We start from the raw sequence: 26,811 nt of genomic DNA on the forward strand, positions 1-26,811 counted from the left end.
CACCGCTATGCTTCGGCTGTGGAGTTTAGCCGTCGTAGGCGGAAAGACGTGTCCGCCGGTCATCGGAATCGCTCCTGGTTGTGGGGATCAAATAAATGGGCTTGCGCAGCTTTCTTTCGGAGAACGGAATGGAAACATGATTAAGAAACAATAGGAAGGTGTATGATCGTGTCCGGGTTATACCGCCCGGTCGCTTGGGAGTAAGGAAAAACGTAAGCCGGGTCACGTTCGAATGATTGGTATATATTTCTATTTTATAGTGTTGGCGGGACCCCATAAACAAACATTTTTGAGAAAATAAACGAACCACCCAAAACACATTGGGTGGCTTACTTTCTTATTATTTGTTTTAACCTAGCGCCGATGGTGTCTGACCCTACATCTTCATTTTCTGGTCCATCTCCTGCATCTTTTCTTCCATACGTCTACATCTTTCGTTAATCATATCTACGGTTCGCTTTATTTCATTTGTCGTCATCATGTGCTGTTTCATCATGCCCATCATTTGTTGCATCTTATCTTCGGACATCATCTCTTGTCGTGGCGAAGTCGGATAATACCATGGATTTATCGATGTGTAATACACTGTGAGATCGCTCCTTATAATATTTTCAATTATTATATGATGGTTCAAGATATATGCCCTGATGAAAATGCCTAAAGTGGTCTATTTTAAATTTAGTTGACTGCACCAATCAGTTATAACTGTATTCCAGTATCAAACCACAATTTATATTTTTTTAAGTAACACTGAATCACTTGGTTATCATTGAGTTAAAATATTTTGGGTTGACAAACTAAAGGAGTATGTTTATGTCCCCTGAGCAATTTAAACAATGTATCGAGGAATGTCTCCGGTGCATGGAGGAATGCAATCATTGTTACGATGCTTGTTTAAGTGATGAGCATGTAGCAATGATGAAGGACTGTATTCGCTTAAACCGCGAATGCGCCGATATTTGTACATTTGCCGTGCAGGTGGTGTCCCGAAACAGCCTGCTTGCTGAAGAAATTTGCCAGCTTTGCACGATAATCTGTGGAACTTGTGGAAACGAATGCACGAAGCACAGCGATCATGAGCACTGTAAACGTTGTGCAGAAGCATGTTTCGCGTGTGCAGAAGCTTGTCGTAAAATGTCTGGTTAAAAAATTAAAAAGAGGTTAATACAAATTCTTGCTGACATGACACTTGTCCAATGGATGGTTCCTTGCAGGGGGAGTCATGGCCTTTAGTTCCGATTTTGTAGTAACTAACACATTATTTTTTAATACGCTGGGAAACCCGTTCGCGCATGAGACATCAAGCTCCCTATGTGAAAGGTGTTAACAATGATGGATAACATGATGTTAGATTCGTTCAATGATTGCCCTAATTTGTACTATGATGTACATAGGGGCGATCATCTTTATACTGATTGTTGGAGCAACCGTTTACGTTATTACTCGATTTCTGATGATGAAGATCCGTGTAGTTGAATCAATTACGTGAATAAGTGAATCTGAAACTCGCTTATCAGATTCACTGCTACTACCCCATGGTTGGGGGTTCACCCCGAGAGACAGTTACCCAGAACAATAATCGGCAGCTTCTTTACTGGTAGCTGCTTTTTTTCTCTCGTGTATATGATTATAAGCTATTTATAATGGGTAGTAGGAAGCTGGGAGAATGAAACGGGATTTTACACGGATTTATTTCCTATCTGGCAAAATCGGTACAAAAGTCAGGTAGTCGATCACCGCCATAAAACTTGGCCAAAGCATGCTGGATTAAATCCATCCGATGTGAGGTGAGCATCGATCTTTCCCTATCGTCGAAAGCTATCGTCAAACTATGCGAACATGAAGCGTGTCCCATCGTGCTGTTCAAGATCATGAATGCCGATTTGTAAACATCCGGAAAAGTGTAAAAGAAAGTGATCGTGTTGCTAAAAGGGATGTTCATTCCTGTTGCTAAAAAAGGAGTGAAGTAGTTAGCAAGTGCCCCGGAAGGACAATTTTAGCCCTAATAATGAATGGTTAGACCAGTAGGGTCAAAATCAAATTTATCAGGTATCGCACCAAATTAGGATATATCCCAATTCGTTTATTGATTCGTTTGTATCCGCTGTCATGATAATATGTTGGTACTTGGGATTTCCTACATTAGCCTAAGCACAACCAATTGTCCTTCCGTTTGAGAAAGTAGGAAAAGGTACATACCATATTGTAATCCGGTCCTTATCGAAACGGTCTTTATCAGCTATTCTTTTTCTGGCCATTCGTTGACGGGCAGGGTTATCTAAGAATCGACTTGTACACTCTAAGTCTGCTTGCTGCAGGTTAATTGTGTTAGCTTCCATTTGGGTTAGTTCAACTGCCATAACCGGTACAAACAGAAGATTCCAAATCTCCTTTGCTCTTAAAACATCAGATCTAAATCGATCAGTTCCATCCGGTTTTGTTTTTGCTACTTCCGGAAAATAGTAAGCAATGATGCCAACAAAGGATTCTACTGGGGGGGAGTCTTCCTTCGTTGGCGAAAAAACGGTATCTGTAGTCCTGAAATTCTTTAGAGATTCACATTTAAATGGTCTCTAAGCCTTATTTGATTTTTGACAGTGACACAACTTCCTACATCTACACAAAAAAGTCCCCCATTTATAGAATCGTTTTTTTGTCTTCAGTAATTTAGTTATATTCCTAGATACTTCTATAGGTGTGTACCCACAAAATAATTCCACAAATGCCTATTCAGCAAATACAAAGAGCCAGACAAAGAGGTCCGGCTCTACTATACCTGTAATATCTTAAATTTCGGGATGAATAGTTGGTCAAGCTTTCTCGAAATATATGATTTCGCATATCCTAATATGAAGCTTTTTTCCGTGGGAACCAAGTGTAACATGATCAATGAATACGTCATCTAACATACCTTCAAGCTTGCCGACAGTTGTTACAATACAAATCATTTGTCCTTTATGCATCATCAAATGTTCGATCAGTTTTGGTTCTACTTTGGTAACGTACATAATTGCTTTCGGTTGTTGCGTGCTTTCTGTAGGTTGCACGACATCGTTACGGTAATACAGTGGATGAGGTGTAGCCACCTTATAATTTGGGGGACCATATACTACTCTGTTCACAGTTTGTTGCTCCTTTACTTTTCGTGATAGCAGGGTACTTCTATATGATATGAGAACCGCAACGATTACGTTCTCCGATTAAACTATAAAATTAATGTAAGTAACTCAACTTTCGCAGCTTAAATTACCGAATAAACCCTTAATGTACAAGGGCAAATCAGCCATCCACTCTTTGAGTTGACACAATACCGTTTGTTTGCTGCGTTTGTTCTTTGCTTCAGCCATATCTAAGAATAAAGACATCAGTTGTTGAAGGGCGGTCTGGTAGTCCAGATCACGAACTTCATCCGCATAGAGGATGAATAGTCCGCCGAGCGTACGAGTATCTCCCGCTTGTCGCCGCTCAAATTCCATGACTAGGTAGCGACTAAACACGATGGTTGTGTGGCTAATCAGCATGTCAAAAGATCGGCCCTGAAATTCGGTTCCCAGCTTCAGATAGCTTTTGGTTACCTTGAAGAAGGTCTCGATGCTCCATCGCATGCCATAGATACGTACGATCTCGCTTGGCTCTAGAGTCAGGTCTGTACTGAGAATGGCCAGCCATTCACGGCGCTTGTTACGGTTTTGAACAAACACGAGTTTGACAGACATTCCGCATGAAGTCTGAGTAATGACAGAACTCCATATGGAATATTTCTTGTTCTTGGGTAGGAGGCGGTACAGTTCACTCAGCGTTAAACGTTGGCCTTGGCAAATGTATCGCTGCTTCATCTCTTTAACCATTCCAATCGTGTCCAGCCCCTCAGCCGAGAGCTGGCGAATGAGCGGCATCTGTGTGAACCAACTGTCCATCAACACGTAATCCGCACGAAAGCCAGAACGCAAAGCACGTTGAATCAAGCCCTCCACGGCATCCGGCTTACGAGTGAGTGCCTCGATACGTCGTTTGTAACCGTGGCATCGCTTCGTGATTGCCGTTGTCATCTAGTTAGGCGATTCACGATGTTAGCTGACGAAAGCATAACGAAGTCAACCGGAGCGAAGCTGAAGCCGTCCGACCAGCCGAGCGTCAGCATGGTGTAGCCCTTAGCAAATCGGCCTGTTGTATGGTCAAACACCTTAGCAAGCAACTCCACCTTTTTACTGCGATTCCGCTGCAGCGTGGAATCATTAATGATGAAAACTTTTACTCGCTTGACCGAAGTAAGCGATGTGAAATGCCGAACCACCGTCAAGCTAAGCGAATGAAGAAACGCCCGCCATGCAAAGCCTGGATGGTTCAAGAAGCGATAGACTACATCCTTGCCAGGCAGCGAACTTCCACGGCTGCTTTCCAAAAGTCGAAACCAATTCTTGCCCTCGAAGACAAGCGAAAACAGCAACTGAAAAACAACGAGAGCACTAAGACCAAAAGACTTCTGAATCCCTGCCTCGCGGAGCAGTTTACCGAGTTTAAGAGAATGAAAAACAGAAGAAAAACGAGACTGGTCAGACTGGGAACGATGGTGTACCATTAGGGTTACACACCTTTCTTTGTTTGCATGGTTGCTCGACACTTCCATGATACTAAACAAAGAGGGTGTTTTTCTGTCAACAGAAGAAAAAATATAGCATTAACTCTTACAGCCGTATGGAGTTCCGGCTAATTTGAGGCTAAGAAAGTTGAGTAAGTAAGTTAATAACAGGGTATATGAAAAATAACCACCAGCTCCAAGACGGGAACTGGTGGTTGCTTTCTTTATTATATAATGTCTAAGAAGTCAACCCGTTTTAGCTAAAATCAAATATTTCAATCATTTAGGCAAGCTTATAAACACTGTTGTACCGCTAGTACTCTCAATCCAGACGGTGCCGCCATGAGCTTCGACTAATTTTTTGACTATAGTGAGGCCGATTCCGTTTCCGCCAAACTTGCGATTTCGTGATTTATCTGTTCGATAAAAACGTTCAAAAACGTACGGTAATTCAGCGGAATCTATACCTGTTCCTGTATCTTGAACAGCAATCACAATCATATCTTGTTGATTCTCTGCTCCAATTCGTACGAGCCCCCCTTCAGGGGTGAATTTTAAAGCATTGCTTAATATGTTGACCAACATTTGTATAAAACGATCCCGATCAATATGAATGCTGACCGCCGGAATCGAATCCGTAACAAGCTGGACTCCTTTCTCCATAAATGCCGCAATGACAATATTAGCACTTTGGTCAATTAGATTCGGTAAATAATCCAGTTTTTTCACAAGTCGAAAATGAGGGGAGTCCATGGATGTTAGTTGTTCGAGGTCCGCAACTAATGAGATGAGGCGCTCGGTTTCTTCATAGCAAGCACGAATTCTTGCTGGAGTCGGCTCCCAGATTTGATCCAGCATGGCAAGCATATGACTTTTTAAAGTGGCGAGTGGTGTCCGTAATTCGTGGGCGATATCTTCGGTCATCGAAATACGTAACCGTTCTTGTTTCTGTAACTGTTCAGCCAAATGATTCAATGTATTGCCGAGGTCGGCAAGCTCGTCGTTCCCCTTCATAATGGTACGAACGGATAACTTTCCCTGTGTCATTTGCTCTGCCGCACGTTTCATTTCGATCAAGGGAGCTGAAAAACGTTTTGCCACATAGAGACTGATCAAAATAGTCAATATAACGGCTCCGAGCAAGGTCCATACAATAGATTGAAGCAAGGCTTGTTCAAGATGAAGATTGAGTCCTTGCATATTTTGATCCATTCCGTACTGGTCCTGATACATCCTAAAATGATAATGGGTCTCCACGATCATACTAATTCCTGCAATAAGGAGCATGCCAGAGCCAACCCCGATCAAAAGCAACGAAAGACGAAAACGTAATCCATGTTTCATTAAATACCTCCGATAAAGCGATACCCTTTTCCATAAATAGTATGAATGTATTTTGGCTGTCGGGGATCGGATTCGATTTTTTGACGTAAATTTTTAACGTGTTGGTCGATAGCACGAACGTCTCCTTCAAAATCGAATCCCAATACTTTCTCGACTAATTCTTCACGTGAAAACTGCCGTTGTGGGTGACGTACAAGTACGAGAAGGAGTTTATATTCACTGGGAGTCAACGTGACGATTTCTCCACGTGAATATACTTCGCCTAAAATAGAATCGATAACCAACTCATCACCATAAAACGATATTCGATCGGCGAGTACTTGCTGCTCATTGGTCCGACGTAAAATGGCACGGACCCGAGCAATCAGTTCACGAGGGTCAAAAGGCTTGATCATATAATCGTCAGCACCAATAGTAAGTCCGTGGATCCGATTTTCCTTTGCTACTTGGGGTCCATCCAACATTTTGACGAAAATATACTCTAAGGATTTTTCTATATAAAAAAGCCAACGTTTCTTATACTTAAGGAATCACCGACTATTTGAGGTTGATCTTATTTCCGATTCTTTTCTCTTTTATATTCTTGGTAATCCCCCTAGCCCTTGCAAAGTAGGGAGGGTTTGCTTCTTTTGGATGGAATCATTTGGATAGATTGAGGCTAATAAATTTCAAGGTTTCTTAGCGTACGCTTTCCGCGTTTTGTTGGCAATACCCCGGTTGACTGTCCAGGGCAAGGGGAGCGAAAACCCGTCCTCCTGCATATATCAAACATAGGGTAGCTACACCTCCTCGTATAATCAGTTTAGAAGCTCATCTCAAGCGAATTTCCAGTTGATCCGGACAACCGGAAACAGCTTAGATGAATTTCCATATGATGATCATCAACTCAGCGGCGGTGGTGGATGATGTAGCCGAACCCGTACCGCAGCCCGAAGGGCGAGGAACGGAAGTCGGGGAGGCGAAGCCTCTGTCCTCCATCTCTTCGGATCGATCCGGACGATTCGAAGAGCCCGCCGTTTGAGAAGCCCCTGGCTTCCTCATCCGCTAGTTTTTGCTTCACCCGTTTTATCCCCTTCTTTGGATGGGGAAGTCGGGGAAATCTCAAAAAACTGATTCACAATTTGTGCTCTAATCGCAGAATGGATTTGCCATTGCTGTTTCTTTGTCATGCGCTTTTCCACAACTGAATACATGCAGCGTTCGAATGCGAGAGGTCGCATGGCAAGCGAACGCCGCTTTACAACTCGGAACTGTCCGTGGAACAATGGGATCGACAAGCTTGATCTCGGGAGACTTCTTTCCCTCCGTGCAGACCGCAAGGTACTGCTTCAAAAGCCTGCTACCCGGATCCACCGCTCAGATTCTGACCGCTAGTTGCGCCCTCATGCGGGATGGGGGAGTAGCACCCCGCAATTGTCTTCCCCATGGGTGAGTGCTGATGACGAGGCTGCAGCAGGTGGTTTCCACGGGCACCCAGGTCCGAGTCCGGCTTGATTTTGTGTACAAGCACCCGAGGAGGTGAATCCCATGTCCCAAATGCTGATCGGTATAGACGTAAGCTTGCGTTCCCACCATGTACAATTCATGGCGGGGGACGGCCGGAAGCTGGCCTCTTTCTCCGTCACCAACGACCGACACGGGGCCGATACCCTCATTCGTCGGATGCTGGATACGGCGGCGGAAGTGGGGTGCCAAACGCTTCGCATCGGGATGGAGGCGACATCCAATCTTGGATGGCACCTGGCCCACTACTTAAAAGACCAACTCGCTCCTTATGAACCCAACGTTCAGGCTCAGGTTTACGTCTTGAATGCTCGTAAAGTGGCTCGGTTCAAGAAGGGCTATGATACCCTTCCCAAAACCGACCGCATTGATGCCTGGGTGATTGCAGACCATCTGCGTTTCGGACGACTGCCTCACGATATGAATGAAGTAGTCCAATACCAAGCCTTGCAGCGTCTGACTCGCACGCGCTTTCACCTCATCCACAGTATCAAGCGTGAAAAAGCGTATTTCCTGAATCAGGTGTTTCTGAAGTTCAGCGGGATGCGGATCGACAATCCGTTCTCGGACACTTTCGGCGCCACCAGTCTGGCTGTGATCCAAGAGCTGGATCCCGAACGCATCGCGGAGATGCCCATGGAAAAGCTGATTGAATTTCTTCAGGAGAAGGGCAAAAAACGTTTCGCCAATCCGCAAGAAATCGCGGAACTGTTGAAAAAGCTGGCCCGCTCTTCGTATCGGTTGGATAAAGCCATGAGTGATCCGGTCAATATCTCGTTGTCCGTCACCCTCAGCGTCATTAAGAACATGGAGGCTGAGGTCAAGAAACTGGATAGACAGATCGACAAGATCATGAAAGGCTTTCAGCAGACACTGACATCCGTCAAAGGCATCGGAGCCGTGTATGCAGCCGGAATCCTGGCCGAGATCGGTGATATTAGCCGATTTGATGATCACAACGCATTGGCCAAATTCGCCGGTCTGGTCTGGAACAAGTACCAGTCCGGAGATTTTGAAGCTGAAGATACCGAGCGCGTGATGACCGGCAACAAGTATCTGCGCTACTACTTGGTTGAAGCAGCAGATAAAGTTCGCAAATACGATTCGGAATACGAAGCGTTCTACCACAAGAAATTTAACGAAGTTACGAAACACCAGCACAAACGAGCACTCGTCCTTACCGCACGCAAATTGGTACGGTTGGTCTTCATGCTACTGAAGACCAAGAAACTGTACACACCACCGGAGAGGAGGAATTAAACCAGATTCCTGATTTTTTCTCCACTTCCATTAGACCCGCCCAAACAGTCGTCTGAAAATTCCGTCTATTGGCTGGGTCAGGTTTCGTATTGCCTTTTTTAGGCTCAAAACAGATTTTTCCCAAGTTTCCTTCCAATTTTCATTGATCAACCCCTTGACATTCCACCGCTAGGCTTTGTCATGGACCTTACCTTGTCTTGCCGAGAGCGAGACAAGGTCTTTTTTTGCCCATTTTCTGTGTATTTGATAGATGGACAAAAATTTATAGGTAGATTCGCCGTTTCCGAGTTAATAGCAGGCAAATATACTAAAGGGTAGTCAACTACCCCCATCAAAGGAGAGGATAGAAGTAATGACAAAGGAATTTAGAAAAAGAAAAACAACCTGCAAAAAAAAATCTTCCCAGCAAACAGCGTGTAGCTGTCATCGTAAAAAACACAAACACCGCAAGCCGCCTGTCAAAGTGACGATTTCCTTAGCCAAGGCGATCGACAAGGCGATTGCCAAAAGCCTTGCTAAAAACCTTGCTAAAAACCTTGCTAAAAACCAAGCTCATGCCATTAGTAATGCCACAAGCACAAATGATAACGACAGCGGATCCACCATTAACGATCAACTTACAAGCGAAAGTGGCGCTAAAAATCATTCGGAAAGCGACAGCGACTCGAAAATTTTCGAAAAAGTCGATAACCAAAGTACGGCAACGAACGCCACTAATACCGATAGTGACTCTACCATTAACGAAACGGTTAATTCCACCAGTGGTGCAACCAACACCAGTGATAACGATAGTTCGGCTACTGTCAATGACACATTAACAAGCACAAGCGGCTCGAACAATACCTCTAATACCGATAGTGACTCTACCATTAACGAAACGGTTAATTCCACCAGTGGTGCAACCAACACCAGTGATAATGATAGTTCGGCTACTGTCAATGACACATTAACAAGCACAAGCGGCTCGAACAATACCTCTAATACCGATAGTGACTCTACCATTAACGAAACGGTTAATTCCACCAGTGGTGCAACCAACAACAGTGATAATGATAGTTCGGCTACTGTCAATGACACATTAACAAGCACAAGCGGCTCGAACAATACCTCTAATACCGATAGTGACTCTACCATTAACGAAACGGTTAATTCCACCAGTGGTGCAACCAACAACAGTGATAATGATAGTTCGGCTACCGTGACCGATACATTAACCTCAACTAGCGGCTCGAACAACGCATCAGACGCCACCAGCACTTCGTCATCGGGTGATAGTACCTCCACCAATGGAGATAATACCTCCACCACAAGTAGTGGTCCTGCGGCCAACTCATCGGATACGGACGCCACCAGCAGCTCAGGTGATAGCACATCAACGAATGGTGATAATACGTCAACCACAACAAGTGGTCCTGCAACAAACTCATCGGATACAGATGCTACATCGAGTGCAGGTGACAGTTCCTCAACCACTGGCGATAATTCATCCACAACCAGTGCCACTGCCACCACAGGTGATAACACCTCTACGCCTACAGCAACAGCGTCGACAGGCGATAATACTACCACCAATACCTCCAATGCTGACAACTCTTCAACGAACGACAACGCAAGCACCGCCAACAGCACGTTAAACTCCACCAGCTGCGCCACCAACGAATCCACGAATACCAGTGAATCCAACAACACCTTTGACTACAACAGCGCCTTAGTGAGCACGGCAAACGGGTTAGCGAGCTCGGCAAACAACTCGGCAAACACCGTCTCCAATGGCAACAACTTCACCGTTGGCAATCAAATTCAAATTAGCGACAATTCCGTGCTTTTAGCCTTATTGCTTTTGTTTTGCAAATGCCGTACCTGCTGTAACTGTCAGCCTTCTAGCGGATCAACAAGCGGCTGTACCTGCGGCACGTCGGGGACGACGAATTTGGAAGGGATTATTTCCAAACTGCTCGATGATGAAAAAAATAAACAACAGCGCATTTTTGATATGTTAAACCAAAATAATTCAATCGCTTAAGGAGGCGTTTACCCATGCTTGAAAACAGTTCAAAAACCACGTTCACGATGTCTCGCAAAAACGGAGAAACCACACTTTCGGTGGCGATCAACAATGGCAGCGACGAAGAAAAAAATATTAACATGGTCGTCAAAGACAGTGCAAACGGCAATGTATTGCCAAGTGTGATCGATGGCACAGCCATCGACAACGGGGTGACGCTGGAACCTAAAGCAATCAAAAACATGGTGATTGATACCACAAACGCCATCGGGCAAATTCTCGTGGAAATGGCAGGTGCAGGGAGGATGACAATGCGTCAAAAAAGTTCGTCATCCGGTGGCAAAACAAGCAACATCATCGAATTGATATTAAAATAAAAAATATGCTTCGTGAAGTATCGCGCAGAAACGATTCCTATAGCGCGATTCGTTGCCGATTCATTTGCTGCACGAGTGTTTCCTCGGTTGCGCAAATCGTCTCTACGAACCATCATGAAGGAATGATCTCCTAATATTAAATGACCGCTAATTAAGATTAGCGGTCATTTGGTGTTTTCAAAGCATACACTTGATGTCCGCTAATGTTTCGATTAAAATAAGAATATCATGTCCGCTAATGTAAGACAAGATTTGGAGGCTTTGCTAATGAGAGAAACACCGGGGATTTCGGAACAGGGCGATCAGACGATTCAGGACTTCATTCACGCTCTCACCACCCACGAAGATTTGAATCCCAAAACACTAAAAGAGTATGCAAGCGACCTAAAACATTTCATCGGCTGGTTTGAGACCGCCTACCACCAAGAGGAAGAGATTATATTTCGAATTGAAGATGTGGCTACTCCAACATTAACGCGATATAGGGAAGCAGCACAAAAAATAATGGAATTGAAACCGGCGACCATTAACCGGCGGCTTATTACCCTGAAACGTTTTTTTGAATGGGCCGTGTCAGAATCCAGGATTCGCCGCGACCCTTCGAAGCCGGTTAAATTGGTTCCGGAAGAAAAGGTAAGCCCCAGACAGATGACAGACAAAGAAGAAGCTGCTTTGGTTGCTGCGGCCGAGCATGGCGGTTCTCTTCGGGATCAGACGATTCTAATCGTGATGTTTCACACGGGCTTACGAAGCATGGAAGTGTGTGACTTGGCTCCCGGAGATATTCAAATCGGTAAACGTAGTGGTCAGCTTACGGTCCGATCCGGAAAACGAAATAAACAGAGGGAAGTTCCTTTGAACGCCACGTGTAGAGTTGCTTTAGAAAAATATCTGGCAGAACTCCCTCCGCACAGTCCTTTTCTGTTTCCATCTGAAAAGACCGGCGATCGATTAACCGAACGTGCTTTACGTCATTTAATTCAAAAATATATGAAAGCAGCCCGGCTCGAAGGATTGAGCGCCCACGATCTACGGCACCGGTTCGGCTATGTGATGGCAGAAAACACGCCGTTGCACCGCTTGGCGCAAATTATGGGACACGATAGTCTGGACACAACGATGATTTACGTCAAGGCAACCCGTGCGGATCTGCAAGCGGAAGTCGAAAAAATAGCTTGGCAATAGGGGGATGAAGTACGATGTACGCGAGAGTAAGGGAACTGCTAACTCCGGAGGAACGGCTGCATTATTTGCAGATACCGCCTGATCTTGGCGAATGGGAATTGGGCACTTATTTCACATTTACACAGCATGACCTTGAAATCATACAGCAGCGGCGAAGAGATTATAATCGACTCGGCTTTGCCGTGCAGCTGTGCGTACTTCGTTATCTCGGCTGGACACTTTCTGATACAAAAGAAGTGCCGGTTCAAATTCTTCGTCATATTGCAAAGCAAATCAATGCCGATGTGGAGTCTTTTGCATCTTACGGCGACCGAGAAGCAACGAAGTACGAGCATCTGGATGAGATCCGGAAAGAATATGGCTACCAGACATTCACCTTGAGCGAATATCGTTCTTTGTGCAAGCATCTATTTAGCCATGCAATGGCAAACGGCAATCCCTTACACCTGATTCAACTCGCACTCGAAGATTTACGTAAGCGTAAAATCATTCTCCCTTCAATGGCTACAATTGAAAGAGCCGTTTGGGAAACGCGCAAACGAACAGAAGAAAAAATATTCAAGCTGCTCAGCAGTTCACTGACAGAATTACAAATTGCTAAGCTGGATCGCGTCTTAACCACCATGCCGGAAAGTAGCAAAACCTACTTAGCATGGTTAAGGGAAATTCCAGGTACTAGCTCTCCGGATTCTTTTTTGAAGGTGATTGAAAAACTCGAATACTTACGCGACTTGCAGCTGCAAGTCGATACGAAAGGCATCCATCCGAACCGTCTACGTCAACTTTCTAAAATCGGTTCGCGTTACGAACCTCATTCTTTCAGACGTTTTAATGATCCGAAAAAGTACGCGATTTTAGTAGCGTACCTATTGGAACTAATTCAGGATTTGACAGACCTGGCTTTCGAGATTCATGACCGGCAGATTATGATACTGCTTTCCAAAGGGAGAAAGGCCCAAGAGGAACTTCAAAAGCAAAACGGTAAATCGATCAACGAAAAGGTTGTTCACTTTGCCGATCTTGGAGCCGCTCTTATTAAGGCCCGAAGCGAAGGCATTGATCCGTTTGTTGCTCTTGATGCCGTCATGCCGTGGGATCAGGTCGTCGCATCCGTGGAGGAAGCTAAACGGCTGGCGCGACCAGTTGATTACGACTACTTGGACTTGTTAGAAAAGAAATTCTATGCGCTCCGAAAATACACGCCAACGCTGCTAAAATCGTTGGAATTTCGGTCAACTAAGTCCGCAGAGCCGCTAATGAAGGCGGTCGATATCATCCGGGATATGAATGAAACCGGGAAGCGGAAGGTTCCGGAAGGCGCGCCGCTGAACTTCGTTTCGAACCGCTGGCAAAAGCACGTTTACGACGATGACGGAACGATCAACCGGCATTACTACGAAATGGCTGTCCTGACAGAGTTGCGGAATTACGTTCGTTCCGGGGACGTGTCCATAGTCGGAAGCCGTCAGCATAAGGATTTCGAGGAATACCTTGTTCCGAAAGCCGATTGGAATGGCATTGATCCTAACGCTACAAAGCTTGCCGTCAGTTTGTCCGCAAAGGAATATCTTGAAGAACGGATTGAAGCACTTCTTCAAAGATTAAATTGGGTTTCGGATCACATCGATGAGCTGGACGGAGTAAATTTGGAGAACGGGAAATTGCACATTGAGCGATTGGAGAAAGATGTTCCCGATGAATCCCGAAATTTCAGTCTTTCCCTCTATGAGCTGCTACCACGAATTAAGCTTACGGATCTGCTCATGGAAGTAGCCAACTGGACGAATTTTCATGAGCAGTTTATTCACGCTTCCAGTAACCGCGCTCCGAACGAGGAAGAAACAACAATCCTTATGGCTACCCTTATGGCAATGGGAACGAACATCGGGCTTACGAAGATGGCTGAAGCCACGCCGAGCATTTCATATCGGCAAATGGCCAATACAGCTCAATGGCGGCTGTACGAAGACGCGATGAATAAAGCGCAAGCTGTTCTTGTCAATTTTCATCATAAGCTGGCGCTGCCTTCATATTGGGGGAATGGCACTACCTCCTCATCTGATGGAATGCGCGTCCAGATCGGTGTATCGTCTCTTCACGCAGATGCGAATCCTCACTACGGGACCGGAAAAGGAGCAACGATATATCGCTTCGTGAGCGACCAGTTTTCCACGTTCTATACGAAAGTCATCAATACGAACGCTCGGGATGCCGTACACGTCATCGACGGTTTGCTCCACCACGAAACGGACTTGTCCATTGAGGAGCATTATACGGATACGGCCGGTTACACCGATCAAGTCTTTGGTTTAACGCATTTGCTTGGATTTCGCTTTGCGCCGCGCTTACGCGACTTGGCTGATTCCAAGCTCTACGCTATCGGAAAACCGTCCATTTTCCCTAAATTGGAGAAGCTGCTTCGCGGACAGATTAATACAAAGATCATTCAAGAGAACTACGACGATGTACTCCGGCTGGCTCACTCCATCCGGGAAGGAACCGTTTCAGCATCACTCATTATGGGGAAAATCGGTTCCTATGCAAGACAAAACAGCTTGGCTACCGCGCTGAGAGAAATGGGGCGTATCGAGAAAACGATCTTCATTCTGGATTACCTTTCGAGCGAGGCGCTGCGGAGAAAAATCCATCGGGGGTTGAACAAAGGAGAAGCCATGAACGCATTGGCCAGAGCGATCTTCTTCGGCAAACATGGCGAACTGCGGGAACGTGCGCTACAAGATCAGCTCCAACGGGCAAGTGCGTTGAACATTATCATCAATGCAATTAGCGTTTGGAATACCGTCTATCTCCAGCAGGCAACTGAACACCGCAAAAAGCAAGGTAAGCTTCAGGAAGAACTGCTAAATCACATTTCCCCCCTTGGATGGGAGCACATCAATTTTCTAGGTGAATACAAATTCAACTTCAAGCAGAATACGTCTCTCAACTCATTACGACCGCTGAAACAACAGGAAGGTGAGTGATCGGTAGTCCGGGCGGTGTAGCCCGGACTATTGGGCTTAGAGTAAGAAAAAACGCTAAGCCAGGTACATCCGAAGGCTTAGCGTATATTATCGTTAAAATGTTGGCGGTACCCCTACTTTAGCAGTAAGCATAAGAACAGGAACGGAAGAAAACTGACGAATAGACTTGCAAACTTCCTCGCCATCCGTATCTGGAAGCATTAAATCCAGAATGACTAGATCGATTGGTACGCTTCGTACTAATTGTAATGCATCTGCCCCTGTACCGGATTCCAAAGTACGAAACCCGTCTTTTTGCAAATAGGAGATAACTACATCGCGAATTTTTTCTTCGTCATCCACCATGAGTATGGTTTTCACTGCTTCATCACCTGATTTCCCACAAAAGTATTGTTAGTATTATGTCAAAAAACGCACGAACTAAACAAATTTGAACTTCGATTGAAACGAAAGCTGTACGTTGGGAGAGTAAGGTTAAATTTATCTGGCTATTATACTACAATGGGTAGTGTATCGGTGCCGAGTTGGACAAGGAGTTATCTATGCGCCGGGTAAACCGTCATGATTTATACACGATAGTTGTAAACATCCCTCCAGCAGGATCGGTGAAGTTGTTGGACATATGGTGAGGAATATGGCAGTGAAATGGCCATACACCCGGATTATTAGAGACAAATTTGATGTCGTAAGTTTCGCCAGAAGAGACCGAAATCGTATTTTTCAATATTCGATTTGCGAACGGAATGTTGTTGCCATCAGAGGCGCATACAGCAAATTGATGACCGTGAATGTGTATAGGATGGGCGTTCATACCGATGTTACCCAAACGTATCTTTACGTTATGACCGAAAGTAACGGGAAGCGGTGTGGTGTAAGGAAAGCAACGCCCATTCATGGTGAAAAAGTTAAACATGTCGTTCAATGGATCGATCTCGAATGTCCCCGCTTTGATATCACCTTTTCCAAGACCTTTCACATGAAATTCTTGCAACATAATAAAATAATCCCTTTGATGTTTGGCCTCTCTTTCTACGGCCTCCTCAATGATCAGCGCGCCACCCATTCCCATCATTTCTTGTTTGACCGTTTGAAAGTGAGTGTGGTACATATGAGTGCCGGACTGGTTTATAATACGGAAGCGGTAATCAAAGTAGGTACCAGGGTCAATTTTGGGAGAGGGCTCAACATCGGGAACACCGTCCATCCGATTTGGTACATCGAGCCCGTGCCAATGGACGCTTGTCGGTTCGGGCAACCTATTGATTACTCTAATGTTTACATAATCACCGGTAAGAACACGAATCGTTGGTCCGGGGATACTCCCATTGTAACCCCAGCCGTTTATAAACAATCCCGGAAGTAACTCACGTTTTGACGGGCTCAGCGATCAGTTCAAAAAATTTGACTCCGCCATGCAAGATAAAGGGAAGATCCCGAACATCTGGAGTAATGACCACACTGCCAGCTCCTCGTTACATATTTAATACATAAACATATGTTGGGAAGTAACACTGTAGTATCCATTACGAAACGCAAATTGATCATGAAAAGGGAACGGATGTCTCCGCTCCCAAAGAATCTTTATTCCTTATTCAGGTTTATTTCCGGCACTCGGGTCCGGCACAAAGTCGGTCTTGAAATCCGTATACATCAATTCTGTCACCATACCGGCCGAGGCGTGGTGCAGATCGTGACAGTGGAACATCCAGTTGCCTTCGTTATCCGCTTGGAAAGCCACGACATACTCTTCTCCGGGTTTCAGATTCAACGTGTCCTTCACAACAGGAGATCCCTCGAGCGGTTTACCATTCTTGCTTAGTACCTGGAAGAAGTGTCCATGAAGATGCATCGGATGATCATCAGTCTTTGAATTGTTGACAAGGCGAACTTTTACGGTATCCCCTTTTTTGACGTTTAATGGCTCTGTATTCGGAAATGTTTTTCCCTTGATCGTATAGACCGTTTCGCCATCCTTACTCTCTGTGTTCAAATTCATCGTATATTCCATCGTATACTTTTGATCAAGAGAGAAGTTCATTTTACCGGCCTGACCGTAACTGCTAATATCAACGGCTGGCAGTTTTTCGGTTTCGTTCGGCTTGTCGTTACCCGCGGTAGCGCCTTCGTAGACGATGGATGCTTTCATTCCTTTGACAGCTTCACTGTCGCCATGATCCTCGATAAGCCACTGGCCGGGATTATTGGCTTCGAATTCGATATCGTAACGCTCCCCGGGTGCGATCGAGACGACATTGTCTTTAATAAGTCCGGGGTTATTCAGTGGCTGACCGTCAGTGGCAGTAATTTTAAAATCATGTCCGTGTAGGTGGATCTGATGAGACAAGTAGCCGGCGTTAACAAGACGAATACGCACTTTTTCCCCTTGTTTCACAGGAAGTTTTTCTACTAGCGACCCTGATTTCCCGTTGATTGTGAACAAATCGTACATACTCATATCATGTTCCATATCCATCGAGTTTTTCTCAGTTCCACCACTATTTGTCGATTTGCTGTCATTACCCATGTTTATACTTGAATTGCCCATATTCATTTTGCTGTGATCCATGTCCGGCATGTTTGCCATATTCATGTTGCTGCCACCGGACATGTTCATTCCTACCATGTCCATCCCGGAACTCATCCATTCGTCGAGGACGAGCGTGTAATCGCGGTCTACTTTGGCAGCATCTTTGGGTTCCACGATAAACGCTCCGTATAAGCCCCGGTCCAATTGATTCACGCTGTCTTGATGGGAATGATACCAGTAGGTTCCCGGAACGTCTGCTTTAAATTCATAAATGAAAGTTTTACCTGGTTGAACTGCATTTTGCGTAACGCCAGGAATGCCGTCCATCGCATTTGGGACCGGAACACCATGCCAATGAATAGAGACCGGTTCCGGCAGCTCATTTTTCAAATTAACTTTAACCGTATCCCCTTGCTTCACCCGAATTTCCGGACCGGGAACAGAGTTGTTGAATGTCCAGACAGGTAATGTTTTTCCAGGTGCGAGTTCTTGGTTGCTTGCCTTGGCTGTAAGTGTAATCTCTTTACCAGTTAATGTTGTAACTTTTGCGGTAGTAGGGGGATTTTTTTGTTCTTGAGTTGCTGTTTTTCCCCCCATGTCCATTTTCGAGTGATCCATACCGCTCATGGAGTCGTCGCCGGTCGAATCACCGGAATTATTGAAGCAACCGGTCAGCAGTACGGCGATGACGCTGGCTGCAAATGCGCTTTTTAACTTCCAAGTGGACCTCATAAAAATCCTCCTAATCCTTTTTTATATAGCGTTTCTTATTCAAAATCGATTATAAAGCAAGATTGTGTAGAAACTATGAGGATGAGTGATTTTCGAATGTTTACAGGGTCAGGGTATTAGAGGAATTGACATGGATGCTTCTTATAAACTACAATCCGTAGTGTATGGAGGGGTAGATCGAAGAAAGGAATGGAGGGATCGTAATCACCGCGGATTTAACCATTTGGTTAGTATTTGCTGCAGGTTTTCTATCGTGTATATCACCTTGTTGTTTGCCGCTATACCCGTCGTACTTATCTTATATAACGGGAGTTTCGGTCAACGATTTAAAAGCAGGCAGAGGAATTTTTCAAAAGCAGGCTCTATTGCACACCTTATTCTTTATATTCGGGTTTTCGATCATCTTTTTCGCTTTAGGTCTATCGGCGAGTCTCATTGGAAATTTGTTTTCCGGGAATAGAGACCTGATTAGGCAATTAGGTGCCATTTTGGTCATCCTTATGGGCTTGGTCATGATAGGTTTTTTCAGGCCCAGTTTACTGCTGAAAAGCATGAGATTCGAATGGAAACAAAGACCGCTTGGTTACTTTGGTTCCGTCTTGGTCGGAATAACTTATGCAGCTGGGTGGACGCCCTGTGTTGGACCAATTTTAGCTGCCGTATTAGCCTTGGGTGTAAGTAATCCCGGTCAGGCGATGCTTTATACGACGGCATATACGCTCGGGTTTGCTGTTCCGTTTTTTGCAATGGCATTCTTGATTGGTAGACTGCGTTGGATATTAAAATACTTCGAATGCTCTTATGAAAATTGGCGGGGCGCTTATGGTTGTAGACGGTGTACAATAGTTTGTGTACCAAAAATTGGAGCCTAGTCAGGCAACAAAAAAGTAGGGTATTCTCGGGATTGCGAAAGTCACCAAGAAAGGAACCCTACACATGACAACTATACACGAAAATACGCTCTCAGATCTATTTGAAAATCTTGTTACTGACTTTATCCAAGACAACCTGGAACGGATTATGAAAGCCGAAATCACAAGTTTCTTGGAAGGGAAGGACTCTTCCGAATCTAACAGCCGCAATGGGTACTACAAACGTTCCCTCCATACCAAGTACGGCCATATCGAGGATTTGCAGGTACCTCGTGATCGGAGTGGCGAGTTTCAAACCCAAGTGTTTCAGCCTTATCAGCGGCGTGACGGCTGGCTGGAGGAGGCCGTCATCCAGATGTACAAAAGCGAGATGGGTACGCGGGATGTTGCCCGTTTCATTGAAAGTATGTTTGGCAGCCACTACTCGCCTACTACCGTCAGCAACATTACATCAACCGTCCTGGAGGATATCCACCAGTGGCAGTTCAGAGCGTTAAAGAAACGTTACTCGGTTATTTACCTGGACGGCCTGTATGTGAAGCTCAAACGTAGCACGGTTAGCGGCGAAGCGATTTACTTTGCCATGGGTATCGATGAAGATGGACATCGTCAGATTCTTGGTTTCTACGTAGGCGGTCAAGAGAGCGCTAACGGTTGGCGTGATGTCTTGAAAGACCTGTACAAGCGTGGGGCTCAAGAAGTATTGTTAGGCGTGTTTGACGGCCTCCCAGGGCTCGATGATGCATTTCGTGAAGTGTATCCGAAAGCGGATGTACAACATTGCATTGTCCATAAGGTTCGGTCTACATTCCCTAAGATTCGGGTGCAAGATAAGGCAGACTTTATCGATGATCTGAAGACGATCTACAACGCACTAGATCGGGAGCTTGCCATGGCTGCTTTCGATACGGTAAAAGCGAAGTGGGGCAAGAAATACCCGAAGGAAATCCAGTCTTGGGAGGATCAACTGCCCACACTGCTTACCTTCCACAAGTATCCTAGGTTGATCAAAGAGGCTATTTATACCTCAAATCCGATCGAACGCATGAACAAGGAATTCCGAAAGCGGCTCAGACCCATGAACAGCTTAACGAACATTGACGCCGCCGAGAAAGTTATCTATCTAGACGCAATTGACTATAACGAGCGATTCGAGAACCGCGTCATTCGCGGGTTTGGAGATCCAACGGTGAAGAAAGAACTCCTGGAGCTATTTGAAGAACGTTATCCTGCTCCTGTAGTAGAAGAGGAATAAAAATCCAGCTCCCGCGCCTTCGCTTGGGCTTCATCCTCCTCTACGAAGAATCTTCAGAACATTCAAATATCTTAAAAAACGAATGGACTATCCATCGTTCCGATGGATAACCCTACCACCTTACACAAACTTCTTGACGCTACCTGGTTGTAAAAGGGATACTCCTATATACGGACAAAATGACCCAAATTACGATCTACTTGATTGATCTTTATGGCGGTTTTACGGGATTTTAAGGGGGAGCATTATGTATTCCTTTTTCAGCACAATTAGTGCCTTTCTTAGCGTTCCGTTTATTAATGCATCCCAATCGAATGTGGCTTTGTTGGCTGCACTTTTTCTGGGCTTTATCGGATCGGTCGCCCCTTGCCAAATATCAGCGAATGTCGCTACGATCACGTATTTTGCTAACCGCCAAGTTCAATCCAAGCTTTCTTGGACGGAAACAGTTTTGTATCTTTTAGGAAAAGTCGTGTTATTCAGTTTTTTTGGCATTCTGTTCTGGGTTTTCGGTCAACAAATATCCCGTGATTTTATTCCGTTATTTGCTTCCGCGAGAAAACTATTAGGACCGTTGCTTCTGGTCATCGGCTTATTTCTTCTCGGGTGGATAAGGCTACCGTTTCATATCGGCACCCGGTTTTCTAAATTCATGTATAATATCGCAGAACCGATCGGTGGTAAAGGCGGAGCTTTTCTGATGGGGATTGCGTTTTCGATTGGTTTTTGTCCGACCATGTTTGTTCTCTTCTTCGGTTCACTCATGCCGCTTGCACTTGAGTCTTCATACGGCGTTTTCCTTCCATCCGTTTTCGCTGCGGGTACGGCGATGCCTTTTCTGTTATTCGCTGCTCTTGCTGTCGGTTTCGGACTGGACCGGGTGATGGTTAGACGAGCAAAACATTTCGGTTTATGGATTCAAAGGCTTGCAGGCATACTATTTATTATTCTCGGAGTAAGCGATACGCTGACTTACTGGACATTATGAGACGGGGAAGCAAGGATGCCTTCCTAACAATTGTGACTATAGTACCCAGTACCTTCACTATCCATGGACTGGGAAAAGCTTCACCATTAGGTTCTAAAGCGCCTCGACTATTATTGCTGGTATTAAACGAGAAGATGTATCCCTTCACATACGACTATACGTCATTTCTTGTGGATGCAGACGGTATCATTACGGTTCACGTGATTGGCCTTGTCGATTCGTAAGCTGCCGTACTCAAAGTTTTTGAATAAGGCAGACGTACTTCACCTGAGAGGAAGGGGGTAGTGATATGGAGTGGACCTGGTTATTAGCACTTGTTTGTCCCATCATGATGTTATTTATGATGAAAGGGATGCACGGTGGCCATCGTACAAAAAGTGAAAATGAAAAAACTGAACTAGACTCATTAAAAGCTCGTAACGTCGAGTTAACTCAACAAATAAGTGAGCTTCAAAAGAAACAAATCCATTAATCTACAGGGTACCTGTACTCCGAATTGGGTAAGTTTAACGAGGTACTCAACTAGTTTATTTGCGAGATAAGGGGTAATTATGAAGAGGAACCGGAGATGGGTCCAGATTTTTATTCTGGGTATAGCTGCTATTATTGGAGTGATCGTGATCATGGGGTCGGTTTTTAAAGAAGATACCTCAGTTGGTATCGGGAAAAAGGCCCCCGACTTCCAATTAGTAGGACTAGACGGAAAAGTTTATAGTCTGTCGGACTATAAAGGCAAGAGCGTCGTCATTAATTTCTGGGGGACATTTTGTCCACCATGTGTCAGGGAGATGCCGGCTCTGCAAGCGCAATATGAGAAATGGAAAGATCAAGACGTCGAGTTTCTCGGTATCAATTTGAATGAAAGTAGAATTGCTATAGAATCTTTTATTCAGAAAAGCGGAGTTAAATACCCGATACTGCTTGATGACGATAGAATAAGAAAGAAGTATAGGGTAATGTCTTATCCGACAACACTTTACGTGGATGCCAACAGTATAATCCAAGATATATTTGTTGGAGAAATGACCGAAAACGACATTCAATCTCGAATCAATAAATTAAAAGGTGATACAAAATAAAACGATGGATAAGCGAAAGGGAAAAGCCGGATCTATGAGGTTGTCATACCGCTTAAGTTCGCACATGTATTTCCGGAAACCTTAGTTGATTACTCCCTGCCATGCAAATGTCAACGACCCTGATAGAGTTCCTGAAGAATGATAAGCAAAAGCATCGCTGGGGATATTTAGAAACAGCTTGTCGATTGTGTAAAATCAGACGATCTAAGAACTCTGAGAGCTCGGAGTTCTTTTGGTTTTATGAAAGCCCACTGGATAAAGTACAGGTTACCTGCAAGAGTGAAAATGTAGTACATGCGTTCTCCTCTAGGTTGTATGTCACCTGCAGGCATTGAGAGCCTCCAATTCGCAATAATGCAATCGGCGAGGTTTGACATGATTGAGTTATAACACTACAATTTGTAGTATGTTTTCGAAAACTGCTACTCAGTTAATAACATAGGAGGGCGGAATGAAAGTTATTTTCACAAATAATCGAAATAAAGTTGCCGTATGGATCGGAATGGTTGTACTCACTGCTACTGTCCTATCATCGTTAATGATTGGCATCGGCTACAAAGAGGTTTATATTGCTTACACGGGGGAGCAACAGCTCGGTGTTGTGTACAATAAACAGCAGATTGAAAATGAGTACGATCAATTGAAATCGCAGATGATGAGTATAGACCCGTCACTTTCTTTTGTCGAGCAGCCCACCTTGCGTTTGTAAGAAATAAAAAGATGGTTTCCGCCCGATGAGACTGAATACGTTAATACACAATTGAAATCAGGTCTGCAGTATGTGGTGAATGCAACAGAAATCCGCGTTCAAGATCAGTTGTTGGCGATTGTAGCGAGCGAAGCAGAAGCAGCACAAATTCTCGAGAGGGTCGTAAGCATGTATGAGAAGGAAGGAACGCAGAAAGGAACATTTGTCGAATCCGTAACAAGTCAAAATGTGCAAGTCAGTCCCGATCAAGTAGTTACTTCGAACAGAGCATTTGAGCAGTTGACCCAAGTTCAAAAGCCTATTGAGACCTATGTTGTAGAAGAAGGGGATACATTGTGGGATATTTCCTTAAAAAAGAATGTCCCCTTTGACGATCTTATTCTCATGAACCCGAATGCTGGGGACTTCCTCAAGGCAGGACAAGCAGTAATCATTTCACCAGAAAAGCGATTGTTAAACGTAAGAGCTGAGGGAACCAAGGTAGAACAAGTTTCGCTACCTTTTAAAACCGTTTATAAAACGGACAAATCGGGAAAAGAAAAAGATCAAGAAGGGAAGGAAGGTATAAAGGAAATTTCTTATACAGTAACGATCGAGAATGGAGTAGAGGTTGCACGAAGTATCACTAACGAGAAACTGATTACGCTGCCAGTGGACCGTATCAGAATAAAAATGCCTCCCGTGCAGATCGCTTCTGCGCCTACAAGCAAGAAGTCGGATGAAACTGAAGTCGGAAACAATACGTTCCTTTGGCCGGCAGATGGTGGAAAAGTTACAAGCGGGTACGGTTATCGGGGTAAAGAATTTCATCAGGGACTGGATATTGCGGGAGGGAACTCCTTGAATATCCGTGCTGGAGCAGCCGGAGAAGTCATTTTTGCCGGGTGGAAAGGCGATTACGGCAATCTGGTCATACTTTCTCATGACAATGGACTTTCTACTTACTATGCGCATAATAAAGAACTGCTTGTATCGAAAGGGGATCACGTTCAATCGGGAGATACAATCGCGATTATGGGTTCCACGGGCGAGTCGACGGGCATTCACGTTCATTTCGAAGTTAGAAAAAACGGTAAAGCAGTAAACCCAAACGCATATTTGGAAGGCTAGTCCTATGGAGTATTTGTTTCAAGTCGAACAGACAGCACAGTGGCTTAAGGAATTCGGTATATGGGCAATTATAGCTAGTCTGCTGCTGAATGTGATTATTGCTATTCTTGGAATCGTACCCTCTCTTTTTTTGTCTGGTGCGAACGCGGTTGTTTTTGGAATAGTCCCCGGTTTCCTCCTATCTTTAACAGGAGAAGTTTTAGGTGCGGGCGTATCTTTTGGGTTGTATCGTTATGGATTCAGAAAAATGAATATAAAGAAAAGCGAATCTTGGAAGTGGCTGAATAACTTAAACGGGGCTAGCCGAAGACGGAAGGTGTTGGTGTTGCTACTCGCCAGAATAACTCCTTTTATTCCGTCGGGAGTCGTATCATTTGCAGCAGCCGTATCCAACATGAAATTTGTCGACTTCATGATTGTAACCTTCCTTGGGAAAGCCCCTTCCATAACATTGGAAACATTAGCAGGATACGATCTTGTTTTCAATAATTACTCGAGGTTGACCATATCCATCTTTTTTGCATGCTTGATTTGGTTTTTATTAAGAAGGATGAACAAACAAATGGACATTAACGAAAGGGAAGATAATCATGGCACAGAAACAGAAAAGTTCCATTAAATTGGAATGGATTTTCTTGGCGGTACTTATTGTATTACTTATTCTGGTTGTGGTTTCATTAATGACAAAATCCAATTCTGCAAATGAGTTGAAACCGGGATCGGCCATACATCCACATACATTCAGTTATGCTCCGGATGGTGAAACCCTTTGGATTGGTACGCATCAGGGCATTTACGAGCTCACTGATGGCAAGTGGCTACAAACAGTACCTGCACTAAGCAGCAGCGACGTGATGGGTTTGGAAATCGATCCTTCAAATTCCGACAACATCATTGTATCCGGACATGGCTTTATCAAGCGCTCTCAGGACAGAGGCGGAAACTGGAATCCAATAGAAGCTGGTATGCCCAATCAACCTAAGCCGGATGTGCCGGACGCTCACCAACTGACAATGGACTCAAAAAATGGAAGCCATCTCTATACAGTGTTGGCCGGTCCGGGGGATAATGTGTACGAAACGAATGATGGAGGGAATACATGGGGGAAGGTGGGCAAGATCCCAACCGCTCTTTATTCGATTGCCGTTGCTCCTGATAATGAAAATTCGCTTCTGGCTGGATCTGAATTAGGGCTAGTCCGTTATGATTTTATAAATGAGGATATGAAAGAAACAAAAATCAGCAATGAACCGGCATATCAAATCTTAATGTTATCTTCTGGGGAAATTATCGTTATGAATGAAGGTGGATTTTCCCGTTCGAAAGATATGAAGACGTGGACTCCAATGAATATTAATCTGAATGGTGAGATCCCGCTTGGAATCAAAGCTTCCAAAAAAGATCCCGCCAAACTGGCTATTGTGACGCAAAATTATTCGGTATACGAAAGTAAAAATAGCGGACAATCGTGGACTCAAACAAAGTAAGCGACACGATACATGTGTCTGCAGTGACACCCATTAAGGCTCTATTCTTTTATAGTGCAAATTAGCAACATTGATCGTTCTTGCAACCAAATGTTCATGAAAACAAGCAGTTTATCGCGGAATTACCCCAGTTGCAGACAATGATTAGTTGTTCCTTCTATGGGTGGGTCATAGGAGGAATTTGGAGAATTAGCCCGAATCCTATATAGGAAAAATAAAACACAGTTATGCCGAATTCCCAATAGGGAAACGGGGGAACCATATCGGGTGAATTGATCTCGAAGCAGAGTGATCATAGGGCACCTTCAACCGAACCCTCAGCTAACCTCGTAGGCATTGGAAGGAGATTAGTTTTGAAGAAGATTAGTTCGATCCTACTGCTTTGTTCAGTCATGTTGTTATCAATGGGAGGTACAGCTTTTGCCGACGATTCAAAGCTGGAAAGAGATGTAGACGAAGTCGTGGGAACCCCATATAAATGGGGGGGGACAACGATTAACGGCTTCGATTGTTCCGGATTCATGCAGTACATCATGGCGTCCGCCACCTGCTTGCTGCGCTTGATTTAAAAACGAACAAGTTATATGGCCACGCTTCGAAAACGAAGAAACACGCAGATATTCTTCGTTTCTTCAAGGTGCTTCGCCGCCGCTTTCATGCTTCGGAAAGACTTTACATCGTTCTTGAAAACTTCTCGCCGCACCACCATAAAAAAGTGAAAGCTTGGGCACAGGAAAACGATGTAGAACTCGTATTCACACCGACATATGCATCATGGTTAAACCGAATCGAGTGTCATTTTGGACCGCTTCGAA

At 44.6% G+C, this 26,811-nt stretch carries 22 protein-coding genes, 4 pseudogenes and 1 riboswitch; of the genes and pseudogenes, 17 read left to right on the plus strand and 9 right to left on the minus strand.

All coding sequences use genetic code 11. The features are described 5' to 3' along the window. Positions 1-376 precede the first annotated feature (376 nt). Positions 377-586: a hypothetical protein gene (locus PV433_RS11245; protein WP_332072233.1), complete on the minus strand. Its 210-nt coding sequence runs from the start codon at positions 584-586 to the stop codon at positions 377-379. Between the two features lie 227 nt (positions 587-813). On the opposite strand from PV433_RS11245, the gene PV433_RS11250 reads away from it, so the two are divergent. After that, positions 814-1,146, plus strand: a complete 333-nt coding sequence (locus tag PV433_RS11250) for a four-helix bundle copper-binding protein (protein WP_332072234.1) — start codon at positions 814-816, stop codon at positions 1,144-1,146. A 1,664-nt stretch (positions 1,147-2,810) separates the two neighbouring features. Here the strand turns inward: PV433_RS11250 and PV433_RS11255 are convergent. The 5 genes and pseudogenes from PV433_RS11255 to PV433_RS11275 all read right to left on the minus strand — a co-directional run bounded on the left by PV433_RS11255 (position 2,811) and on the right by PV433_RS11275 (position 6,983). Continuing rightward, positions 2,811-3,122 carry a DUF2642 domain-containing protein gene (locus PV433_RS11255; RefSeq protein ID WP_332072235.1) on the minus strand — a complete coding sequence of 104 codons (312 nt, stop codon included), beginning with the start codon at positions 3,120-3,122 and terminating at the stop codon, positions 2,811-2,813. Between the two features lie 105 nt (positions 3,123-3,227). Then, positions 3,228-4,579, minus strand: a pseudogene (locus tag PV433_RS11260) (IS4 family transposase). Between the two features lie 279 nt (positions 4,580-4,858). After that, positions 4,859-5,923, minus strand: a complete 1,065-nt coding sequence (locus PV433_RS11265; RefSeq protein ID WP_332072236.1) for a sensor histidine kinase — start codon at positions 5,921-5,923, stop codon at positions 4,859-4,861. Beyond that, positions 5,923-6,354 (minus strand): annotated as a pseudogene (locus PV433_RS11270) (winged helix-turn-helix domain-containing protein); the annotation flags it as partial. The gene PV433_RS11265 and the pseudogene PV433_RS11270, both read right to left, overlap by 1 nt. A gap of 455 nt (positions 6,355-6,809) precedes the next feature. After that, positions 6,810-6,983 (minus strand): hypothetical protein, encoded by a 174-nt coding sequence (locus tag PV433_RS11275; RefSeq protein ID WP_240267342.1) that lies wholly within the window; start codon positions 6,981-6,983, stop codon positions 6,810-6,812. Positions 6,984-7,450: 467 nt separating this feature from the next. On the opposite strand from PV433_RS11275, the gene PV433_RS11280 reads away from it, so the two are divergent. The 5 genes from PV433_RS11280 (at position 7,451) to PV433_RS11300 (ending at position 15,237) form a co-directional block, all read left to right on the plus strand. Beyond that, positions 7,451-8,686, plus strand: a complete 1,236-nt coding sequence (locus PV433_RS11280; protein ID WP_080839479.1) for an IS110 family transposase — start codon at positions 7,451-7,453, stop codon at positions 8,684-8,686. 352 nt (positions 8,687-9,038) lie between these two features. Then, positions 9,039-10,709, plus strand: a complete 1,671-nt coding sequence (locus PV433_RS11285) for a hypothetical protein (protein ID WP_139787294.1) — start codon at positions 9,039-9,041, stop codon at positions 10,707-10,709. 14 nt (positions 10,710-10,723) lie between these two features. Next, positions 10,724-11,068 (plus strand): hypothetical protein, encoded by a 345-nt coding sequence (locus PV433_RS11290; protein WP_006211803.1) that lies wholly within the window; start codon positions 10,724-10,726, stop codon positions 11,066-11,068. Between the two features lie 267 nt (positions 11,069-11,335). Further along, a complete protein-coding gene (locus tag PV433_RS11295; RefSeq protein ID WP_006211804.1) occupies positions 11,336-12,253 on the plus strand; it encodes a tyrosine-type recombinase/integrase in 918 nt (305 codons plus the stop codon). Positions 12,254-12,267: 14 nt separating this feature from the next. After that, positions 12,268-15,237, plus strand: coding sequence for a Tn3 family transposase (locus tag PV433_RS11300; RefSeq protein WP_028598545.1), 2,970 nt, complete (start codon positions 12,268-12,270; stop codon positions 15,235-15,237). 114 nt (positions 15,238-15,351) lie between these two features. On the opposite strand, the pseudogene PV433_RS11305 reads toward PV433_RS11300, so the two are convergent. From PV433_RS11305 to PV433_RS11315, 3 genes and pseudogenes are all read right to left on the minus strand, one after another. Beyond that, a pseudogene (locus PV433_RS11305) lies at positions 15,352-15,597 on the minus strand (response regulator); the annotation flags it as partial. Between the two features lie 199 nt (positions 15,598-15,796). Beyond that, entirely contained in the window at positions 15,797-16,588 is a 792-nt protein-coding gene (locus tag PV433_RS11310; protein WP_332072237.1) for a multicopper oxidase family protein, read from the minus strand. 237 nt (positions 16,589-16,825) lie between these two features. Beyond that, on the minus strand, positions 16,826-18,496 hold the full coding sequence (locus PV433_RS11315; RefSeq protein ID WP_332072238.1) for a multicopper oxidase family protein: 1,671 nt from the start codon (positions 18,494-18,496) through the stop codon (positions 16,826-16,828). A gap of 203 nt (positions 18,497-18,699) precedes the next feature. On the opposite strand from PV433_RS11315, the pseudogene PV433_RS11320 reads away from it, so the two are divergent. From PV433_RS11320 to PV433_RS11370, 11 genes and pseudogenes are all read left to right on the plus strand, one after another. Next, positions 18,700-19,336, plus strand: a pseudogene (locus tag PV433_RS11320) (cytochrome c biogenesis CcdA family protein); the annotation flags it as partial. A 96-nt stretch (positions 19,337-19,432) separates the two neighbouring features. After that, on the plus strand, positions 19,433-20,623 hold the full coding sequence (locus PV433_RS11325; protein ID WP_332072239.1) for an IS256 family transposase: 1,191 nt from the start codon (positions 19,433-19,435) through the stop codon (positions 20,621-20,623). A gap of 247 nt (positions 20,624-20,870) precedes the next feature. Further along, on the plus strand, positions 20,871-21,611 hold the full coding sequence (locus PV433_RS11330) for an urease accessory protein UreH domain-containing protein (protein ID WP_332072240.1): 741 nt from the start codon (positions 20,871-20,873) through the stop codon (positions 21,609-21,611). Positions 21,612-21,900: 289 nt separating this feature from the next. After that, the gene (locus PV433_RS11335; protein WP_332072241.1) at positions 21,901-22,083 is read left to right on the plus strand and encodes a DUF2933 domain-containing protein; all 183 of its coding nucleotides are present in this window, start codon (positions 21,901-21,903) and stop codon (positions 22,081-22,083) included. A gap of 79 nt (positions 22,084-22,162) precedes the next feature. Further along, a complete protein-coding gene (locus PV433_RS11340; RefSeq protein ID WP_332072242.1) occupies positions 22,163-22,690 on the plus strand; it encodes a redoxin domain-containing protein in 528 nt (175 codons plus the stop codon). A gap of 451 nt (positions 22,691-23,141) precedes the next feature. Next, a complete protein-coding gene (locus PV433_RS11345; protein WP_332072243.1) occupies positions 23,142-23,399 on the plus strand; it encodes a hypothetical protein in 258 nt (85 codons plus the stop codon). 51 nt (positions 23,400-23,450) lie between these two features. After that, on the plus strand, positions 23,451-24,509 hold the full coding sequence (locus tag PV433_RS11350; RefSeq protein ID WP_332072244.1) for a peptidoglycan DD-metalloendopeptidase family protein: 1,059 nt from the start codon (positions 23,451-23,453) through the stop codon (positions 24,507-24,509). A 4-nt stretch (positions 24,510-24,513) separates the two neighbouring features. Beyond that, positions 24,514-25,128 carry a TVP38/TMEM64 family protein gene (locus tag PV433_RS11355; RefSeq protein ID WP_332072245.1) on the plus strand — a complete coding sequence of 205 codons (615 nt, stop codon included), beginning with the start codon at positions 24,514-24,516 and terminating at the stop codon, positions 25,126-25,128. Then, positions 25,100-25,996 (plus strand): WD40/YVTN/BNR-like repeat-containing protein, encoded by an 897-nt coding sequence (locus PV433_RS11360; protein ID WP_332072246.1) that lies wholly within the window; start codon positions 25,100-25,102, stop codon positions 25,994-25,996. Before PV433_RS11355 ends, PV433_RS11360 begins: the two co-directional genes overlap by 29 nt. Before the next feature lie 218 nt (positions 25,997-26,214). Beyond that, positions 26,215-26,347: riboswitch (cyclic di-AMP (ydaO/yuaA leader) on the plus strand. Between the two features lie 53 nt (positions 26,348-26,400). Further along, positions 26,401-26,565 carry an NlpC/P60 family protein gene (locus PV433_RS11365; RefSeq protein WP_332072257.1) on the plus strand — a complete coding sequence of 55 codons (165 nt, stop codon included), beginning with the start codon at positions 26,401-26,403 and terminating at the stop codon, positions 26,563-26,565. Next, on the plus strand, positions 26,505-26,811 hold a 307-nt coding region (locus tag PV433_RS11370; RefSeq protein WP_332072247.1), incomplete at its 3' end, for a transposase. The genes PV433_RS11365 and PV433_RS11370, both read left to right, overlap by 61 nt.

The organism is Paenibacillus sp. GYB004, assembly GCF_036577605.1.
Taxonomy (GTDB): domain Bacteria; phylum Bacillota; class Bacilli; order Paenibacillales; family NBRC-103111; genus Paenibacillus_AB; species Paenibacillus_AB oceani.

Bases quoted from the DNA above. Each gene is read 5' to 3' on its own strand.
- PV433_RS11340 (WP_332072242.1), top strand. From the start codon at position 22,163: ATGAAGAGGAACCGGAGATGGGTCCAGATTTTTATTCTGGGTATAGCT.
- PV433_RS11300 (WP_028598545.1), top strand. From the start codon at position 12,268: ATGTACGCGAGAGTAAGGGAACTGCTAACTCCGGAGGAACGGCTGCAT.
- PV433_RS11345 (WP_332072243.1), top strand. From the start codon at position 23,142: ATGAAAGTTATTTTCACAAATAATCGAAATAAAGTTGCCGTATGGATC.
- PV433_RS11315 (WP_332072238.1), bottom strand. From the start codon at position 18,496: ATGAGGTCCACTTGGAAGTTAAAAAGCGCATTTGCAGCCAGCGTCATC.
- PV433_RS11360 (WP_332072246.1), top strand. From the start codon at position 25,100: ATGGCACAGAAACAGAAAAGTTCCATTAAATTGGAATGGATTTTCTTG.
- PV433_RS11290 (WP_006211803.1), top strand. From the start codon at position 10,724: ATGCTTGAAAACAGTTCAAAAACCACGTTCACGATGTCTCGCAAAAAC.
- PV433_RS11280 (WP_080839479.1), top strand. From the start codon at position 7,451: ATGTCCCAAATGCTGATCGGTATAGACGTAAGCTTGCGTTCCCACCAT.
- PV433_RS11325 (WP_332072239.1), top strand. From the start codon at position 19,433: ATGACAACTATACACGAAAATACGCTCTCAGATCTATTTGAAAATCTT.
- PV433_RS11295 (WP_006211804.1), top strand. From the start codon at position 11,336: ATGAGAGAAACACCGGGGATTTCGGAACAGGGCGATCAGACGATTCAG.
- PV433_RS11265 (WP_332072236.1), bottom strand. From the start codon at position 5,923: ATGAAACATGGATTACGTTTTCGTCTTTCGTTGCTTTTGATCGGGGTT.
- PV433_RS11365 (WP_332072257.1), top strand. From the start codon at position 26,401: ATGGGAGGTACAGCTTTTGCCGACGATTCAAAGCTGGAAAGAGATGTA.
- PV433_RS11250 (WP_332072234.1), top strand. From the start codon at position 814: ATGTCCCCTGAGCAATTTAAACAATGTATCGAGGAATGTCTCCGGTGC.
- PV433_RS11285 (WP_139787294.1), top strand. From the start codon at position 9,039: ATGACAAAGGAATTTAGAAAAAGAAAAACAACCTGCAAAAAAAAATCT.
- PV433_RS11355 (WP_332072245.1), top strand. From the start codon at position 24,514: ATGGAGTATTTGTTTCAAGTCGAACAGACAGCACAGTGGCTTAAGGAA.
- PV433_RS11330 (WP_332072240.1), top strand. From the start codon at position 20,871: ATGTATTCCTTTTTCAGCACAATTAGTGCCTTTCTTAGCGTTCCGTTT.
- PV433_RS11335 (WP_332072241.1), top strand. From the start codon at position 21,901: ATGGAGTGGACCTGGTTATTAGCACTTGTTTGTCCCATCATGATGTTA.